Source organism: Ewingella allii, from assembly GCF_044430645.1.
In the GTDB taxonomy this organism is placed as follows: Bacteria; Pseudomonadota; Gammaproteobacteria; order Enterobacterales; family Enterobacteriaceae; genus Ewingella; species Ewingella allii.
The window spans coordinates 1-17,125 of record NZ_JAWUDN010000001.1 but is presented as its reverse complement, the minus strand read 5'-3'; the positions used below and the strand labels follow the sequence as shown (position 1 = coordinate 17,125).

The following is a 17,125-nucleotide window of genomic DNA, read 5'->3' as shown; positions in this document are numbered from 1 at the left end:
CTTACTCCACAATGAATATCGATTTGATGGCGGCTATTATCTGCTTGTGCTTAAATGACAGAAATAACCAAAGTATCAAATGATTTCTGCTGGAGTGACATCAATGAAAGCCAGTTCGGAAGAGTTAATGACCTTTGTCACCGTGGTTGAAATGGGCAGTTTCAGCCGCGCCGCTGAACAGCTCGAACAAGACAATTCGGTGGTCAGCCGCACCTTGAAACGCCTCGAGCAGAAGCTGGGCATTACCCTGCTTAATCGCACCACCCGCCAGATAAGCCTGACCCACGAAGGCGAGCGCTATTTTGTCCGCGTGCAGAAGATTTTGCAGGAGATGGCCGCCGCCGAGGACGACCTGCTCGAGCATCGCGATGACCCGCAGGGGCTGCTACGCGTTGACGCCGCCACGCCGGTTATCCTGCACGTGGTGTCCCCTCTGGTGGCCGAATTCACCGAACGCTTTCCCAAGATGTCGCTGGCGCTGTTCTCCTCCGAAAGCAATATCAATCTGATTGACCAAAAGGTGGATGTCGCGATTCGCGTGGGAGAGTTGGAAGACTCCAGCCTGCGCGCCCGCAAGCTTATGTTGAGCTATCGCCGGGTGCTGGCCTCGCCCGCCTATCTGGAGAAGTGGGGCACGCCGCAAACCACCGATGATTTGAAGAAGCATCGCTGTCTGGGCTTTAACGAAGTGTTGGCGCTGAATAAGTGGCCACTGCTGTGCGCCGATGGCCAGCAGTTAACCATCACGCCGTTTATTAGCTCGGGAAGTGGCGAGACGCTGCGCCAGCTCTGCCTGATGGGCAACGGCATTGCCTGCCTGTCGGACTTTATGACCCAGCCGGATGTGGACCGTGGAGATTTGGTAGAACTGCTGATCCCCGACACCATGCGGATCTCCATGCCGCTGCACGCGGTCTATTATAGCGATCAGACGGTCAGCACCCGCATTCGCTGCTTTATCGATTTTCTCAGTGAAAAGCTCAACCCCGCCTAAAACGAAAAAACCCATGCCGAAGCATGGGTTTTCCAGACACTAAAACCATTTTGAGGAATTAATCCCACTCAGGCGCCAGACCTTCCGGGCTAACCAGACGGCCATTGCGTTCCAGCTTGGCAATCTCAGCCATATCGGCATCAGTCAGTTTCAACTGTTGCGCCAGCAGGTTACTTGCCAAGTTTTCACGCTTGGTAGAAGAAGGAATGACCGCGTAACCCAGTTGCAGCGCCCATGCCAGCACCACTTGCGCAGGGGTCGCGTCGTGACGCGCCGCAATCGCGATAATGGTTTCGTCTTTCAGCGCGTCGCCGTAGGCCAGCGTCATGTAAGAGGTGATAGCGATGCCGTTTTTACGGGCAAATTCCACCACGGTCTGGTTCTGCAAGAACGGAGACAGTTCAATTTGGTTAGTGGCGATGGCTTCTGCGCCCACGGCGTCAATGGCTTCTTGCATCAGCGCTACGGTGAAGTTGGAGATACCAATCTCACGGGTCAGGCCCAGTTTCTTCGCTTCAATCAGCGCGTGCATGGTTTCTGCCACGCTTACCGCGTTGCCCGGAGACGGCCAGTGGATCAGCGTCAGGTCAACGTAGTCGGTTTTCAGCTTGGTCAGGCTCTCTTTCAGGCTGGCGATCACCTGCTCCGCGCCCAGATTTTCCACCCAAATCTTGGTGGTGATGTACAGGTCCTGACGCGCCACGCCGCTGTCGGCAATCGCTTCGCCCACGGCGGCTTCGTTGCCGTAGATTTGTGCGGTATCAACAGCACGGTAGCCCAGTTCCAAGGCAGTAGAAACGGACGCTTTAACCACTTCATCTTTCAAACGGAATGTGCCAAGACCAAATGCAGGGATGCTCATATTTTTCTCTCTATCTTTCTGAATTTAAAGTAAGTCCGGCGAGCCGGGAAATCGTATGAGGGAGAGTATGAACTTCCGTTTCATGGATAAAAACGACAGCTTGGTCAGAAGACTTTTGATTTTAACGCATCAATCGGCGCGGGAGAAAGGTAGCCATGAAGGAGAACAAGGGGCAAGCTGGCCCGAAAGGCCTGCCGAGAAGGCGTCAATCTGCTCAATGGCTGGCGGCAGGGCCAGCGCGATGGCCGAATCAGCCTTCATCCAACTCATCAACCGGCCAGCCGCCCATGGCGCGGAAAACTGATGCCGTAGAGGGTCGATTGTCACCGATGCCATTTGCCACACGCTGCCGCCCTGCTGCTTGAGACAGGCTTCGCGTAAGGTCCAAAGCTGCCAGAAGGCCGCCGCCAGCTGTTCGCCCTGCTCTTGCAACCACTGGGTTTCTAAGTTGCTGAAAACCTCGCGGGCCAGTTCTGCCATTGATGCGCGCGGGCGCAGCGCCTCGATATCACACCCCACTTCGTCAGACGGGCACACCGCCACCAGCAGGTGCTGATGGCTATGGCTCAAAGAGAAGTGCGGCAGCGCGGGGGCGCAGAAAGCCGGTTTGCCATTGGCGCCGGGCTGAATGTCCGGCAATCTGCCACAGCCAAAATGGTCGCGCATCACCGTCGCCAGCAAGGCGCGCGCCCCCAGAAACGCCAGACGCCGCGCCTCTCCCATCCCATCGGCCTGCTGTAGCACAGACTCTGGCAGCAAATCCGGCGCAAACCGGCTGCTAACAGAACCCGTGGCAATCAGGCAGCGGCTCATGCTTAAGGCCAGCGTTTGAAAATCAGCGAAGTGTTAATGCCGCCAAAGGCAAAGTTATTCGACTGAATAAACTCAGTTTGGATATATCGCGATTCGCCCATGATGTGATCCAAATCGCCGCACTCGGGGTCGGGATCAGTCAGGTTGATGGTCGGCACAAAGCGATCTTCGCGCATCATCTCCAGCGACATCCACGCTTCCAGCGATCCGCAGGCCCCCAGCGTGTGCCCAAAGTAGCTTTTCAGCGAAGAGATCGGCGTCTTATTACCGAAGATCGCCGCCGTAGCCTGACTCTCAGCAATATCGCCGCGCTCGGTGGCCGTGCCGTGGGCGCTGATATAGCCGATGTCCGACGCCGCCAGTCCGGCCTGCTGCAATGCCTGTTGCATACAGATCTGCATGGTCTCTTTTTGCGGCTGGGTGATGTGAGACGCATCGCAGTTAGTGGCAAAGCCGATGATTTCTGCATAGATAGTCGCGCCACGGGCCAGCGCGTGATCCAGCGATTCCAGAATCAGCGTGCCCGCCCCTTCGCCAATCACCAGCCCGTCGCGCGCTTTGTCGAACGGACGCGGGGAGAGCCGTGGCGCGTCGTTTTGCTGGCTGGTAGCAAACAGCGTGTCGAACACCGCCGCCTCAGACGGGCAAAGCTCCTCCGCGCCGCCTGCCACCATCACCTTCTGGTAGCCGTGCTTAATGGCCTCATAGGCATAGCCAATGGCCTGACTGCCCGAGGTGCAGGCGCTTGAAGTTGGAATAACCCGCCCGCGCAGGCCGAAGAACAGCCCGGTATTCACCGCCGTGGTGTGCGGCATCATCTGCACATAGGTAGTACCGGTGATGTTATTGGTGTGCTTTTCGGTCAGCATGGTGGCGAACTCGCTCACCGGCTTGGTGCTGCCCGTTGAAGAGCCATAGGCAATGCCGGTGTCGCCATTGGTCAGCACCGGGTTGTCCAGCAGCCCGGCCTGCTCCAGCGCCAGCTCAGTGGCGCGGGTGGAAAGCAGCGACACGCGCCCCATCGAGCGAATGCGTTTGCGGGTATAGTGCGCGGGCAGAATAAAGTCATCGATTGGCGCGCCAAGATGGGTATTCAGCCCCTGATACTCCAGCCATTCGTCCATATGGCGCACGGCGTTTTGCCCCTGCTGCAAACGAGCAGAAACCTCGCTCCAGCTATTACCAAAGGCGGTCACGCCCTGCATGCCGGTTACCACCACGCGATGACTCATGCCATGCCTCCGTTAATGGAAATCACCTGGCGGGTCACGTAGGCCGCGATATCCGACATTAAATAGCTGGCCAGTCCGGCGACTTCCTCGGCGCTGCCCATACGTTTCAGCGGGATCATGCTCATCGCCACGTCCATTGCCGCCGGTTCCATGTCGACGATGCCAGTGTCAATCAGGCCCGGCGCGATGCAGTTGACGGTAATTTTGCGCTTTGCCAGTTCGAGGGAGAGCGCCTTGCACGCGCCGATAATTCCCGCCTTGGCGGCGCTGTAGTTCACCTGCCCACGGTTGCCAATCACGCCGGAAACCGAGGAGAGCGCAATAATGCGCCCGCCCTGCCGCAGGCCAATCATCGGCATCACGCACGGATGCAGCACGTTGTAGAAGCTGTCGAGATTGGTATGAATTACGCCGTCCCAATCTTCGTCAGTCAGCGCGGGGAAAGCGCCATCGCGGGTAATACCGGCATTGTTGACTACGCCGTAATAGGCGCCGTGTGCGGCGATATCGGCTTCAATCACTGCCCGACACTGCTGGCGGTTGCTGACGTCAAAGCTAACAATTCGCCCTGCGCCGCCCGCCGCCAGCGCCTGTTGCAGCGTATCTTCCGCCCCGGCCCGGTCGCGATGGTAGTGGATCACCACCTGAAAACCGTCCCGCGCTAACTGGCCAGCAATCGCTTTGCCAATCCCCTTGCTCGCCCCAGTAATCAATACTGAACGACTCATTGCTGCATCCCCTGGATTAATTTTATTATTTCATCCGCGTCGGGCTGATAAGTGTTCAGCCTCGCGTGCGCGATCTCTTGCTGTCCGTTTTCGCCGCCTGCCAGCGTAATGGCGCATTCAAAATTGGCGAGCTTTTCATCTCGCAACATCATTTCTACTCGAATATCTAACAGACTCTCAGCGGCGAACTCCGCCACGGCGCACTTCAAACCGCGCCCGCCGAGCAACAGGCCAAGCTTCGGCTCAGTGCCTTGCTGCTTGCCGTGCCAGCCGCTCCACACCCCCACCGTCTGCGCCATCAGCTCTATGGCAAACCACGCGGGTAATGTTCCCGTTGGGGTGAGAAAGGGCGCCAGAATGCCGGTTTTCGACACCCTAACGCGGCAATGCGCGCTGACCTCGCCCACGTCGATCACCTCTTCAATCAGCACCATCGGCGCGGCGTGGGGCAGATAATCCTTGGCGGGCAAGTAGTGACGGCTCATGGCGCTCTCCCAATCAGAATGCAGGCATTGTTGCCACCAAAGGCAAATGAGTTGGATAAGATAACCGGGCGGGCAGGCCGCCGTTCTGCCAGCACTAAGTCGATTTCCGGCAGTGACGCATCGCGGGCCGCCACGGAGAAATCCTGCGCCGGCAAGGGCAAATCTTGATTGAGGATCAGCCAGCTCAGCGCCGCCTCGGTCGCCCCAGCGGCACCCAGCGTATGCCCGGTCAGATGCTTGCTGGAGCTGCAAGGCACGCGGTCGCCGAACAGGCGATGGGTCACGGCGGCTTCGGCCCGATCGTTGAGCGGCGTCGCCGTGCCGTGCAAATTGATGTAACCCACGTCGTCCGGCGTCATTCCGGCCTGCTGCAAGGCCATGCGCATTGCCCGCTCTGCGCCCTCCCCCTCCGGGTGCGGCGCGGACATGTGCCAGGCGTCGGAAGACTCGCCAAAGCCCAGCAGGGCGATATCCGCCGGTTCACGGGTCAGCAGAATAAGCGCCGCCGCCTCGCCAATGTTAATACCGTCGCGCCCCTCGGCAAAGGGCGTACAGCGACCGTGGGACAAGGACTCAAGGCTATTAAAGCCGTTAATCGGCATGCGGCACAGGCTGTCCGCGCCGCCCACCAGCGCGACATCCGCCAGACCGGCGGCAATCAGCCGCTGGCCGCTAATGATCGCCCGCGCGCTGGAGGAGCAGGCGGTCGACAGCGTATAAGCCGGGCCTTCTGTGCCTAAATACTTCGCCAAAAACTGCGCCGGGTCTCCCAACGCCTGCTGCTGGTAGTGATAATCCGCAGGCAGTTCGCCGGTCTGTTGATGGTGGCTGACCGCCACTTCCCCTTCGGCAATGCCCGAGGTGCTGGTGCCCATGATCACTGCAATGCGCTGATGGCCGTACTTGGCAATCGCCTGATGAACCGGCTGCTCAATCTGCGCCAGCGCGGCCAGCAGCAGCTGATTATTGCGGCTGCGGTGTTCGACCAGCTCATCGGGCACCGGCGGCAAGTCGGCGGTCACCTTGCCCAGCCAGATCTGCTGTTTACTGGTCAAATACTGGCTGTCCGGCAGCATGCCCGGCGCGCGGCCGTGGGCGAGGTTATCGGCAATCTCATGCAGATTATTCCCCAGCGCATTGACCATTCCGACGGCAGAAAAGTAAATCATGTTAGTTATCCACGTTCTGAATGGTTATCTGGTAATGGAAAGCGCGCTGGGTGATGGACACCGGCTGGCGCTCTGCGCCGCGCTGCAAATAGTCGATGCGGGTAATTTCGTTACCCTTATTGTCCGCCAAAATCCGCCGCGCGCCTTGATCTTTCAGCGTCCAGCCCGCCGGTAGCAGCGGCTGCCAGCGACTCACCGGCCAGTAGCAGAACATGATATCGGCCAGAACCTGATTGGCTGGAGGGAGTTGGGCGATTTTCATTGCCTGCTCGGTGTGGATCCCCTGCGCGTCGTAGGTGGCTTTAAATAGGCGGATGCCCAAAGGAGAAAGCCCGGCAATCTGCAGCGACTTGCCGTCGGCGCTCACCAGCACCAGCAAAGATTGCTGCTTGCCGTCAACCGTGGCGGTCAATAACTGCTGTTGATTAAAGGGCTTAGCGAACTCCGGCGTCGGCAAAGCCACCCGCACGCCGGGTTTTAGCCACGCCTGCGCGGTTTCATCCGGTTTGGGCTGCGAGGCGCAGGCACTGAGCAATAGCACCATCAAAGCCATTAGCATTCGGCTCATTTTTTTCTTCCTCTTTTTTTGACCGGCAGGGTGAGCGGCGACAGCAGAAAGGCGGTCAAAATGCCGCAGCTCAACACAATGCCAAAACTGCTGATCGCCTGAGTCGAGCTGAACACCAGCATGCCGAAAGTCAGCAGCGTAGTAACCACCGCCATAAAGATGGCGAACATGGAGGTGGTCGGCGTGCCGCGCGGGTTGGTAAAGAACAGCGTGTAGTTGATGCCAATGCCGAGCACCAACACCAAGGCCAGCAGTGAAAACAGGTTCAGGCTATGGCCGCTGTAGCCCAGCGCCGCGACGCCCATCGCCAGAGACAGCAAAGTCGGCACCAGGCAGATCAGGCCGTGCGGCAGGCGATAGCGCCACAGATAGATGGCGGCGATGAACAGCACCGCCAGCCCCAGCAGATAAGAGAGGTAGACGCGATACTCGGAGAACAGCTGGCTGAACTCAGTTTTGCGATCCACCCAGCCGGTTCCGGCAAACTCTTTCGCCAACTGAGCCATGGCCGCGCCGTTATGCACGCCGCTGACCGGCACCAGCGTGGCGCTGCGCCCGTCGGGCAGTGACAGCCACAACAGCCGCCAGCCCTGGCTGACCACGCTGTCCAGCCACGCCTGCGGCGTGACAAACCGATCGCTGAGATCCGCCGCCGGTACGGCGATCCCTGCCTGTTGTAACTGAGTTACTACCTGCGGAGCCTGACGGCGCAGCAGATCCAAATCCTGCTGTTGCTGATGCAGCGAAGGCAGACCAATGGCGCGATAGCCGTTGATCCAGCCCTGCGCTTTGGCTTTTGCCAATGCCGGGCGCAGCTTCTCCAGCCGCTGTAGGGCCTGCTCGGCGTTTTCACCGTAAACCACCAGCCATTTCTGATCGTTAGTTTGCCCCGTCAGCGCCGCCATCTGCTGCTCCTGCTGTTGCAGGTCGGCGGGCAAGGCTTGCAGGTCGGCAATGTCATCATTGATATGCAGACGCGCCAACCCGCCCAGCGCCAGCACGGCGCACAGCAGCGGTAGCCCAACGCGAATAGCTTTACGGCTGCGCCAGGCGTGCAGCCAGCGCAGGATCACCCCCAGCCCCGGCGTGGTGCCGACCGGCAGATTGCGCGATAAATAGGGGTACCAGTACATGACGGTAATGCAGGCGGCGCTCAGACCAGCGGCGGCAAACACCGCCAACTGCTGCAAGCCGGGGAATGGCGCGATTAGCAGCATTAGATAGGCCGCCACCGTGGTGAGCAAGGCGGCAGAGAGTGCCGGGAAGAGCTTTTTCAGGCTCTCCAGCGGCGAATTCTCCGCGCCGTGCACTCGCCGCTCGGTAAGGAAATAGAGCGTGTAGTCGGCTGAGATGCCGACAATGCTGGCACTCAGCACCAGCGTCATGATATGGATTTCGCCGAACACCCACAGGGTCACCACCGTGCCGCTTAGCGCGCCAATGGCGATCGACAGCAGGCTGAGCAGCATCGGCAGGATCGAGCGGAACATCAGCAGGATCAGCGCGAAGACGCCAATCACCGAGGCCAGCCCAATGGTGGAAATATCACGCTCGGCCTGATGGCTGGCGTAATCGCTATAGAAAACCGTGCCGCGCTCCAGCACTTTGGCACCCGGCCACTGCTGCTCAAACGCCTGCTTTTGTGCCTCCAGCGCGGCGACCACCCGCCTGCCGCTGGTGATGTCATAGGAAGAAGCTTTCAGCTCGCCGTGCAACAGATACCAGCGGCGCCCCTGCTTGTCGGTCGCCACCAGCCAGCCGTCGTCGAGGCTCATGCCCGCGCTGTTCTGCTGCTGCACCATTTGCGAAGCGCGCACCAACAGCAGCGGGTCGTGATTCAGCTCTTTACCACTGACCCCGGCGAAAGCGGAATAGACCTGCCCCAAAATCCACTGGCTTTGGGCCTGCGCCCCCGACGTCAGCCGCTGGCGCGTGGCGTCGTCCAGCATGGCATTGCGATGGGTGTAGAAAAACGCCCCCCAGGCTTGCTGCTGCTCGGCACTCATCGGCCCCTGCACCTCGCCCAGCGCGGGAAGCTGGCGAAGGCGCGCCAGCCAGTCATCCAGCGGCGCGGTTCCGGCCGTCTGCGGCGGGCTGACCAGCCACACCAGCTGCCGGTCCAGCCGCTGGCTAAAGCCGCGAGATAACGCATCCGGCACGCCCGCCAGCTGCTGCTTGGGCAGCAGTGCCAGCACGCTGCTGTTAATCTGGCTGCGCGGCAGAATAACCACCAGCGCGGCCACCAGCAGCAGGCAAATCAGCAGCCAGCCCTGCGCCAGCCTGCGGTGAAGGTTAGGCGCCAAAGTGGGCCTGCTCCGCCCGGGTCAGCGTCGCCGGTTGGGTTTGCTGATTGAAGAAGCGAATGCGGGTGACATCGCCCTGCATGTCATTGATTTCTATATTATCCAGAAAGGCGCTGCCCTCCAGATGCAGGTTGCGGAACAGCCGATTGAGCGGCGTGGTGGTCGGCGTCAGGGTCAACTGCCAAGCCCCCTGCCCTTTATCGATAAAATCGAGTTTAAAGTTCTGCTGCAAAGCCTGCCGATCGGCGTGGAACAGCGCGGTCAGCAGCGAGTTAAACTGGAACATCTGCGGGTTGTTGTCCGCCGTCACCACCTGCGGCGGCTGGCCCTGCATGGTCTGCACCATGCGGTTTTCGGTTAGCAGTAGCGTCAGGCTGAAAGGCTTCTCTTGTTGCCACCACAGACCATTTTTCTGCGCAATCAGTAAGTTGCCGCTGGATTTCAACGGCTGGCTCATGCCGCTGATGCTGCGGTGCTGCTCGAACTGGGCGCGCAGCACCGGCTGCTGGCTAAAACGCTGCTGCAACTCTTCCAAGGTCACGGCGTGGCAGGCCAGACTGAACAAACTCAGGCAAAAAAGCAGTAAGGTTTTCACAGCGCGATCCCCGTTTTGTCGAACAGAACCTGTGGCGAGACGAAGCACATCTCTTTGCTTTCGGCATCTACCGCCACCTGAATGGTGTAGCCGGTGGTAGTGCGTTTGCCGGTGGCGCAGTCAAAAATCTGATAGCCAATGCGCAGGCGGTTTTCAATCTCTTCCAACTGAGCATGCACCTCAACGCGCTGTTCAAACAGCAGCGGCGCAATGTACTTCACCCGAGTGTCAACAATCGGCCACACATAGCCCGAAGCCTGCATCTGCCGGTAGCCATAATCAAACTGCTTCAGCAGCTGCTCGCGAGCGATTTCGAGATAGCGAAAGTAGTTGCCGTGCCACACTACGCCCATGGCATCAGCATCATGGAAAGGGATGGTTATCTCTACGCGGGTGCTAAAACGCGGGTCGTCAAAGCGCGGATCGAGTTTCGAAGGCATATCAGTCTGGGTCCCGTTGTGCTGCATCCACCAATGGCGGCTGCCAAAAATCAAAAAAGTTAAACCAGTCGTGCGGCGCCAGCAGGCAATAGTGCTCCAGCCGCTGCGCGTAGTGATCCACTGCCGCCTGAAGACTCTGCTGGCGCTCATTGCGCGGCAGTAAGAGAGGGTCGGCAAAGGCTTCAAAATAGATATGTAGCTGCTGGTTCTGCTTCAGGCCGAACATCAGGAACACCGGCACTTTTAGGGCAGAAGCCAGAATAAACGGCCCCTGTGGGAAAGTGGCGAGTTCGCCAAGAAAACGGCTGCGTACCACGCGCTGCGCTTCGCCGCGAGCATGCTGCCCGGCGGAAGTTCGGTCGCCGACGATAGCCACCCATTCTCCCGCTTCCAGCTTGCTTTTCAGCATCACGGCGGTATCCGGGCCTAGGGTCGAGACTTGAATCAGGTTGATATTGGCCTGCGGATTGACCTCTTTCATGATCTGATTAAAACGCTCGGCGTGCTGAGTAAACACCAGCGCGTTGACCTTCACATTGTGATTTAGCTCGCCCAGCGCGCGGCAGGATTCAATGTCGCCAAGATGGGAAGCGAGGATCAGCGTCCCGCGACCGGAGGCTATCTGCGCTTCGCAAAGTTCACGATTAACCATCACGGCGTTGTGGCCGAGCACGGTATCGCCGCGCCAGCTGGCGAGTTTATTCAGCATGGCGTCGCCGAAACGCAGAAAATGGCGGAAGCTGCTCAGTTGATAAGGCAGGCTGTGCTGATGCAGCTCGGCATAGCGCGCCACGCAGCGCAAGTAGTGTTGTGAGGCCTGACGCTGGGTTCGCCCGGTCAGCCAGAAATAGCCAATCACCGGATAGAGCAGCAGCTCAAAGGCTCTGCGCCCCAGCAGCTGATAGACCTTGAGCATCAGCCGGATGCCCCACAGCCCTTGCCGCTCGGGGGTTTGCGACCAGTGTGAGTTAGCAGTCACTTTACGCTGCATTCGAAGTAGCCTGGGGATGCGCGGCAACATGCCGAAGAACAGGCGGGTGTGCATCCACGAAATGCGCAGGTTGTCTTTCAGGGCGTCAAAGTGCGAAAGGCCGTCCTGCGGATAAGTCACGCGGGTGGGGAGGAAACGGCTGCGCGTCCCCTGCCAGTAGAGCCGAACCATGATTTCGGTGTCGAAATCCATTCGCTCGCCCAGCCGATGGCGCTGCATTAGCTCAAGACAAGGGGCCAGCGGGTAAACGCGAAAGCCGCACATGCTGTCTTTCAGCGACAGCGACAGCGTTTCAATCCATACCCAAACATGGGTGACATAGCGGCCGTATAGACGGGATTTCGGCACCGACTCATCATAGATTGGCTGGCCGGAGATCAGGTCATCCGGGTATTTTTGCGCCTCGGCGAGCATCGTTGGGAGATCCTCCAACTGGTGCTGCCCGTCGGCATCCACCTGCACCGCGTGGGTGTAATTCAAAGCTGAAGCCTGTTTTAACGCCGCGATGACCGCCGCCCCCTTGCCCTGATTCTCAGTCAGGCGCATCAGTGAAACCTGAGGCAGCTCGGCGGATAAACGCCGTAACTCCAGCGCCGTGGCGGGTTCACTACCGTCATCAATGATAAGACAGGGCAGGTTGAATTTCTCCAGACGCGCCAACACGCCCGCCATCATCGGGCCATGATTGAAACAGGGAATAATGATGCAGGGGCGGAAATCGGCGGCGGTTAAGGACATAAAATCACTTTCCCGCTGCTCGCCGCCTGCTGTGCAGCCTGATAGCTAAACGCCAGACGCTGCTTCTCTTTCAACCATTCGATGCGCAGCTCAACCTGTTCGTTAGGAAATAGCGGCTTCTGGAATTTGAGTACTTCCATGCCGCCAAAGGTTCCCATCTGCGGGAAATCTTGGCGGGCAAAGGCCATCACCCAGTTCACCTGCGCGACGCCGGGCAGAATCGACAACTCGGGAAAATGACCTTCGAACCACAGCAGCTCGGGCTGTAGGCGCAGAGTGAGGGTCAGGACATCTGCCTCGTGTTGAGAGTGAAGCACCTCTGGCATCATCATAAAAACATTTCCTGTATTTCCGCATAGGCCCGTTTCCCCTGGGCATTGAGCGGGATTGAAGGCGCGATTCGCCAAAGCCGTGGAATGGCGACCGGGGAAAGCCAAGCGCGCAGTTGCTGATGCAGCGCAGCCTGAAATGCGGCCAGCCCCAAGCTGCCTAATTGCTGCTGCCCGGCTGAACTCAGCACAATCAGCGCCGCGACGTGATCCCGCCCGCGCTTCTGGAACACCAGCACGCTGGCATCTGACAGCCACTCCAGCCCCTGCAAACGCAGCTCTACTTCAGTCAGCGAAATACGCTGCTCGGCAATCTTAATCACCCGATCCTGACGATCGCCAAGGTGAAAATGGCGCGGATCGGCCAGCAGCTTAATATTATCGTTCAGCCGCACCCCTTCGGGCTGCGGGATCAATGCCGATAGTACCGAATGGCCGCCATCATCATGGCCAACCAGAGTGACGCCGGCAAATAGCTCCCACGGCGAATTGGGCACCTGTTGCTGGCGCTGGGCGAGAATGCCGGTTTCCGTGGTGCCGTAAATCTCTGTCGGCAGCACGCCGCATTGGCTCAGAGCGCGCTGGGCGGCGTCATAACTCAGTGGGCCACCCGCAGAGAATACCTGCCGGCAGTGGGCAGCAGGCAGCGCGGGGTCAAGCCTTTGCAAGAAGGCCGGGCTGGCAATCAGCACCAGATCGCCGCCATGGGCCAACTCAATCAGCTGCTCGTGGTATTCGATTCGGCTAACGTAAATCGGCAACCCCAGCGACAGAGGCAGAATCAGACTGAATGTCAGCCCGTACATATGGTGATGCGCCACCGTGGTAGCGAGTCGAGCGTTAGCCGGGAATTCTTGCCAGCACTGAGCCAGCCACTCAGCTTCTTGCTCAAGGCTGGCAAGGGTTTTCACCACTTTTTGCGGCGTTCCCGTCGAGCCTGAGGTGAAAAGCACCACCGACAGCCCCTCCTGCCACGGCGGCAGAGCGAGTGATTCAGGCAATGGTGGCGGTTGAGAGTCGAAAGGAAAGTGCAGCGTCGGGCAATTCAGTTCGAGGGGCTGGTCAGTAAGCAGTGCGTCGAACTCAGGCTGCATTTCGCGCAGCACCGCCTGACGGCAATGTCCGGGCAAAATCGGCGTTCGCCCGCAGTAGAGCACAGCCAGCAGAGCGGCGGTAAAGGCGTAAGGGCTATCAAAACAGAGCGCCCATCTTGCCGCCGTCGTGACGCTGATTTGATTGACGAGATGAAGCACATCAAGCCGCAAATCTTTTACCTGCCATTCGCGGCTTTTGGACCAGGCCACCCGTTGGTCATCTGGCCGCTCTGCTGACAGCCAGCCTGATATTGGCAAAGTTAGTCGCGCCGCACCCTTTTTCTGACTATCCATTCAACACTCATTAATAAGCCAATCAGCAGATAACTTAACCCGCCGTTGTAAAACGTCCATAGCGCAAGGTCCCCGCGCAAACAGGTATAAAGCGCGAATGCACCGTTAAAAATAAAAAATACACACCAAGTCTGGGTGACTTTTCGCGTATAAGCGATGCCCCTTGGCGGTAAATCCGGCTCACTCAAACGAGCAAGTCGTTCGATAATCGTTGGCGTATAAAACAGAGAGGAGAAAAACAATATAAACAGTAATGCATTCACCGCGACCGGGTAGTAGAGCAGCATCTGACTCTTATTCAGCACCCAGCTCGAAAGCGCCAGCAGGATGCCCACCGCCGCAATTGCTTTACCCAAAAACGCCAGCTGGCTCAGTTTCCCGCGAAAAGTGATCAGCCGCAGAATAAAAACCACGATTAAAATAGGTGCCAGAACTGCTATGCCTGCGTGCTTAATACCCAACCAAACGGCAAAGGGATAAGCCAAAATGACTAGCGGCAACAGCCACTGGCTGGCTCGAATCAATCGCGACACTCTCTTACTGCGGTTCTGATTCGAGCAGTTGGCCGATGGCGTCAACCACGTCCTGGACGGTGCGCACCGACTTAAACATCTCAGGTTTGATTTTTCGACCCGTGGTTTTCTGCAAATGCACGATGAGATCGACCGCATCGATGCTGTCCAAATCCAGATCTTCATACAGTCTTGATTCTGGCTCGATATCATCTTCATCAAGCTCGAACAGTTTCACCAGCAGTACTCTAATTTCTTGATAAATCTCTTGCTTCTGCATACGTCTCTCTCAACCACGCTGTTCAGAAATAAATTTAGCGAGGGTCTCTACCGAATAAAAATGCGCGCGCATTTCCTGACTCTCTGCAGAGAGAACCAATCCATACTTATTCTTTAAAGCTAACCCAAGTTCTAAAGCATCAATGGAGTCCAGTCCCAGACCGTCGCCAAACAGCGGCGAAGCGGTGTCGATCTCCTCAGGGGTCATCCCCTCGAGATTCAATGTCTCAATAATGAGGAGTTTGATTTCGTTACTTAAAGGAACCATGACTTATTTCTCGTTATTTTAATGACTACCGCGTCAACTCTGACCGTAAATGGTGCGTCAAACGTCTCGCTGCCAAAGCAGGAGAAAGGTCGTGTTCATCAATGAACTTATCGGCACTGAACTTGTTTTCTACAGAAATAATGAACTGCGGTTTAGTCGGCGGAATGTTATACCATTTGCCCTGTTTGGTCAGCATGGGCGGGGTACAGGAGATACGCACCACCCTGATATCACAATGTGCTCTGAGCGCGATATTGGCGGCGCCTCGCTGCAACGCCATCGGCTTCCCGACAACGGTTCGCGTCCCTTCCGGGAACACTAACAGCGTGCCCCCCATCTTTAAACGCGCCTCGCAGGCTAACATCAACTCCTCCGAACCGGCATTAACCAGATAGCCAGCGGCACGGATCACGCCGCGAACAAACGGATTACTCAACAAAGCCTGTTTCACAATGCAATCACAGCGCGGCATGCAGGACGCAAGAAACACGTAATCCAACAGGCTGGGGTGATTAGCAACCACTAGGCATCCGGCGTCCTGCTCAAACTTCTCAATGCCGATAAAGCGATAGTCCAACACGCCAACGCCACGCAGCGCGCTCAAGAAGAAGCGAAAGCTGTAGCGGATGCTCTGCAGCGTCAGGCGATGCAATTTCTCAGGCTGGCGGATAAATAGCCGCAACAGACTAAACCAGATCAGGGAGAGTGCTAATCCGCCAATTCCGAAAATGCCAAAAAAGAACCCGGTGGCTGTCCAGCGCCAAACGCGATTTAGCCAATGTGCTTTCTGATAAGATTCATTCACGAGCGGCGCTTCCAAGCCCAGCGATGAGCGCCCGCGTTAACCCAAAATTCGTTCTGATCGCGCAGCCAATAGCGTAAAAACTGCAAACTTTGCGGCAGTGTCTCATCTCCATTGTCACTCCCCTGCCATTGGCAACTGAAAGCATCCCCTTTTGCCAGCAATAGCACCACGGCGTAAGGATAGAAAGGCTCTCCACTTGGCGGTGAGTAGAGGTCAGGAACCAGACCGTCAAAATCAATAAGCAGCACGCGCTCCATACCGGTAAGTAGCATGGCCTGTGCTTCTAACATCCCCTGTTGGAAGCTATCTAGCCCCGCAGCCAGAGAAGTGATAGGTAAGGCGTTTTTACTAATAATGGTCAACCAACCTGCCGCCGTATTATGAACCGAGGTGGAGAAATCGGTTGGCGATACCTCCCCTTCTCGCGACAGGGTTTGCAGAATTTTAAATGTTTTCTCCAATTCACCGTGCTGGCTGGTAAAAATTGCAGCATCTACCTGATGAGTTTCGAGTAGTGTTAGACCCGCCTCAACGGCTGCACGGCTCGGTGGACTCATCCGTCGCTCAGACATCATGGGGATCAGCGGGCTTTTCTCTAAAGTTTGAGTAAAACCTGGTGCAGACTCATGCGATGCCCATTGATTCCACTGCTGTTTAGAGCGTAGACCAGGCGCAACTGCCTGCCAGTCCAGGATATCTAATGAGTATTTCATACACTTCTGCATCTCAACATTTCGGAGGTCGGAACTTTATTATATAACCTGACAAGTTTCATCTGTAAATTAGCACAATAGGTCAAAACAGTTGAAATACCGGAATAAGCCGAAAAGGTTGAATGATTGTTTAAGGTTGTTAACTTTAGCTAAACGAAAATGGTAATGAGCTGTTTTAATTATTCTCATTAACTATTTAGTATTAGTGGGTATCGCTCAACACAGCAAAAAATTAACTCTCAACAGAGTTTCTAATAATTTAACGAGAATAAATTGTGAAATATTCTAATACAATTTTAGCGTCGGTTGTCGTCGCGTGCTTGCTCAGCGGCTGCTCAACCCTTACGCCAATTCATAACGTAAGAGAAACTATTGCTCTGCAACACTCACTGGATCAGGTGCGCAAGGCGATTCTCATCGCAGGCGCACAGCGCGGCTGGTCAATGACCCCAGTGCAGGATGGCGTTATTGATGCAAAATTAGCTAAACGTGATTTCAGCACTCATATAAAAATCAATTACTCATCAACGCAATATAGTATTCAATATGTGGATAGCACTAACTTAAATGCTAAAAATGGCATGATCCACAATAATTATAATCGCTGGATTGCCAATCTCGATAAAGATATTAAGATCCAGTTAGCGGTTGAATAAAACCAATAAACCTAAAGTATTCATAAGTAGATATTCTATATAGGGTATCTACTTTTTATTGTTTGAAGGTAACCTGAAGCGATATTTAATGCGGAATTTGGAGAATTAGATTAATTAAACATGGATAGTTGTAAGAATCTAAATGCAAAAAAACCTGAATCTTTCGATTCAGGGTTATGCAATAAGTGGCGGAACGGACGGGGCTCGAACCCGCGACCCCCTGCGTGACAGGCAGGTATTCTAACCAACTGAACTAC

At 56.5% G+C, this 17,125-nt stretch carries 20 protein-coding genes; 2 read left to right on the top strand and 18 right to left on the bottom strand.

The window, feature by feature from the left end; genetic code table 11:
• Positions 1-103 precede the first annotated feature (103 nt).
• On the top strand, positions 104-994 hold the full coding sequence (yafC, locus tag SBO83_RS00100) for a DNA-binding transcriptional regulator YafC (RefSeq protein WP_396130048.1): 891 nt from the start codon (positions 104-106) through the stop codon (positions 992-994).
• 58 nt (positions 995-1,052) lie between these two features.
• On the opposite strand, the gene dkgB is transcribed toward yafC, so the two are convergent.
• From dkgB to SBO83_RS00010, 18 genes are all read right to left on the bottom strand, one after another.
• Positions 1,053-1,856: a 2,5-didehydrogluconate reductase DkgB gene (dkgB, locus tag SBO83_RS00095; RefSeq protein WP_396130047.1), complete on the bottom strand. Its 804-nt coding sequence runs from the start codon at positions 1,854-1,856 to the stop codon at positions 1,053-1,055.
• 129 nt (positions 1,857-1,985) lie between these two features.
• The gene (locus SBO83_RS00090; RefSeq protein WP_396130046.1) at positions 1,986-2,669 is read right to left on the bottom strand and encodes a 4'-phosphopantetheinyl transferase superfamily protein; all 684 of its coding nucleotides are present in this window, start codon (positions 2,667-2,669) and stop codon (positions 1,986-1,988) included.
• 2 nt (positions 2,670-2,671) lie between these two features.
• Positions 2,672-3,901, bottom strand: a complete 1,230-nt coding sequence (locus SBO83_RS00085; RefSeq protein WP_353501122.1) for a beta-ketoacyl-ACP synthase — start codon at positions 3,899-3,901, stop codon at positions 2,672-2,674.
• The gene (locus tag SBO83_RS00080; RefSeq protein ID WP_396130045.1) at positions 3,898-4,629 is read right to left on the bottom strand and encodes a 3-ketoacyl-ACP reductase FabG2; all 732 of its coding nucleotides are present in this window, start codon (positions 4,627-4,629) and stop codon (positions 3,898-3,900) included. Before SBO83_RS00080 ends, SBO83_RS00085 begins: the two co-directional genes overlap by 4 nt.
• A complete protein-coding gene (locus SBO83_RS00075; protein ID WP_396130044.1) occupies positions 4,626-5,114 on the bottom strand; it encodes an ApeP family dehydratase in 489 nt (162 codons plus the stop codon). Before SBO83_RS00075 ends, SBO83_RS00080 begins: the two co-directional genes overlap by 4 nt.
• Complete coding sequence (locus SBO83_RS00070) at positions 5,111-6,283, bottom strand: beta-ketoacyl-[acyl-carrier-protein] synthase family protein (RefSeq protein WP_396130043.1); 1,173 nt, start codon at positions 6,281-6,283, stop codon at positions 5,111-5,113. Before SBO83_RS00070 ends, SBO83_RS00075 begins: the two co-directional genes overlap by 4 nt.
• Position 6,284: 1 nt before the next feature.
• Positions 6,285-6,851: a DUF3261 domain-containing protein gene (locus SBO83_RS00065; RefSeq protein ID WP_396130042.1), complete on the bottom strand. Its 567-nt coding sequence runs from the start codon at positions 6,849-6,851 to the stop codon at positions 6,285-6,287.
• Positions 6,848-9,154: an MMPL family transporter gene (locus SBO83_RS00060; RefSeq protein WP_396130041.1), complete on the bottom strand. Its 2,307-nt coding sequence runs from the start codon at positions 9,152-9,154 to the stop codon at positions 6,848-6,850. Before SBO83_RS00060 ends, SBO83_RS00065 begins: the two co-directional genes overlap by 4 nt.
• Positions 9,144-9,749, bottom strand: coding sequence for a LolA-related protein (locus SBO83_RS00055; protein ID WP_396130040.1), 606 nt, complete (start codon positions 9,747-9,749; stop codon positions 9,144-9,146). Before SBO83_RS00055 ends, SBO83_RS00060 begins: the two co-directional genes overlap by 11 nt.
• On the bottom strand, positions 9,746-10,189 hold the full coding sequence (locus SBO83_RS00050) for a thioesterase family protein (RefSeq protein ID WP_396130039.1): 444 nt from the start codon (positions 10,187-10,189) through the stop codon (positions 9,746-9,748). Before SBO83_RS00050 ends, SBO83_RS00055 begins: the two co-directional genes overlap by 4 nt.
• Position 10,190: 1 nt before the next feature.
• Positions 10,191-11,918: a glycosyltransferase family 2 protein gene (locus tag SBO83_RS00045; RefSeq protein WP_396130038.1), complete on the bottom strand. Its 1,728-nt coding sequence runs from the start codon at positions 11,916-11,918 to the stop codon at positions 10,191-10,193.
• Positions 11,909-12,250 carry an ApeI family dehydratase gene (locus SBO83_RS00040; protein WP_396130037.1) on the bottom strand — a complete coding sequence of 114 codons (342 nt, stop codon included), beginning with the start codon at positions 12,248-12,250 and terminating at the stop codon, positions 11,909-11,911. The genes SBO83_RS00045 and SBO83_RS00040 overlap by 10 nt, the downstream gene beginning before the upstream one ends.
• Positions 12,247-13,635, bottom strand: a complete 1,389-nt coding sequence (locus SBO83_RS00035) for an AMP-binding protein (protein WP_396130036.1) — start codon at positions 13,633-13,635, stop codon at positions 12,247-12,249. The genes SBO83_RS00040 and SBO83_RS00035 overlap by 4 nt, the downstream gene beginning before the upstream one ends.
• Complete coding sequence (locus tag SBO83_RS00030) at positions 13,602-14,168, bottom strand: hypothetical protein (protein WP_396130035.1); 567 nt, start codon at positions 14,166-14,168, stop codon at positions 13,602-13,604. The genes SBO83_RS00035 and SBO83_RS00030 overlap by 34 nt, the downstream gene beginning before the upstream one ends.
• A gap of 4 nt (positions 14,169-14,172) precedes the next feature.
• Positions 14,173-14,427 carry an acyl carrier protein gene (locus tag SBO83_RS00025; RefSeq protein ID WP_396130034.1) on the bottom strand — a complete coding sequence of 85 codons (255 nt, stop codon included), beginning with the start codon at positions 14,425-14,427 and terminating at the stop codon, positions 14,173-14,175.
• A gap of 9 nt (positions 14,428-14,436) precedes the next feature.
• Complete coding sequence (locus SBO83_RS00020; protein WP_353501110.1) at positions 14,437-14,694, bottom strand: phosphopantetheine-binding protein; 258 nt, start codon at positions 14,692-14,694, stop codon at positions 14,437-14,439.
• A gap of 25 nt (positions 14,695-14,719) precedes the next feature.
• A complete protein-coding gene (locus SBO83_RS00015) occupies positions 14,720-15,499 on the bottom strand; it encodes a 1-acyl-sn-glycerol-3-phosphate acyltransferase (protein ID WP_396130033.1) in 780 nt (259 codons plus the stop codon).
• Complete coding sequence (locus SBO83_RS00010; RefSeq protein ID WP_396130032.1) at positions 15,496-16,212, bottom strand: beta-ketoacyl synthase chain length factor; 717 nt, start codon at positions 16,210-16,212, stop codon at positions 15,496-15,498. Before SBO83_RS00010 ends, SBO83_RS00015 begins: the two co-directional genes overlap by 4 nt.
• Positions 16,213-16,487: 275 nt before the next feature.
• Between SBO83_RS00010 and SBO83_RS00005 the strand changes: the two genes are divergently transcribed.
• Positions 16,488-16,868 (top strand): hypothetical protein, encoded by a 381-nt coding sequence (locus SBO83_RS00005; RefSeq protein ID WP_396130031.1) that lies wholly within the window; start codon positions 16,488-16,490, stop codon positions 16,866-16,868.
• Positions 16,869-17,125 lie beyond the last annotated feature (257 nt).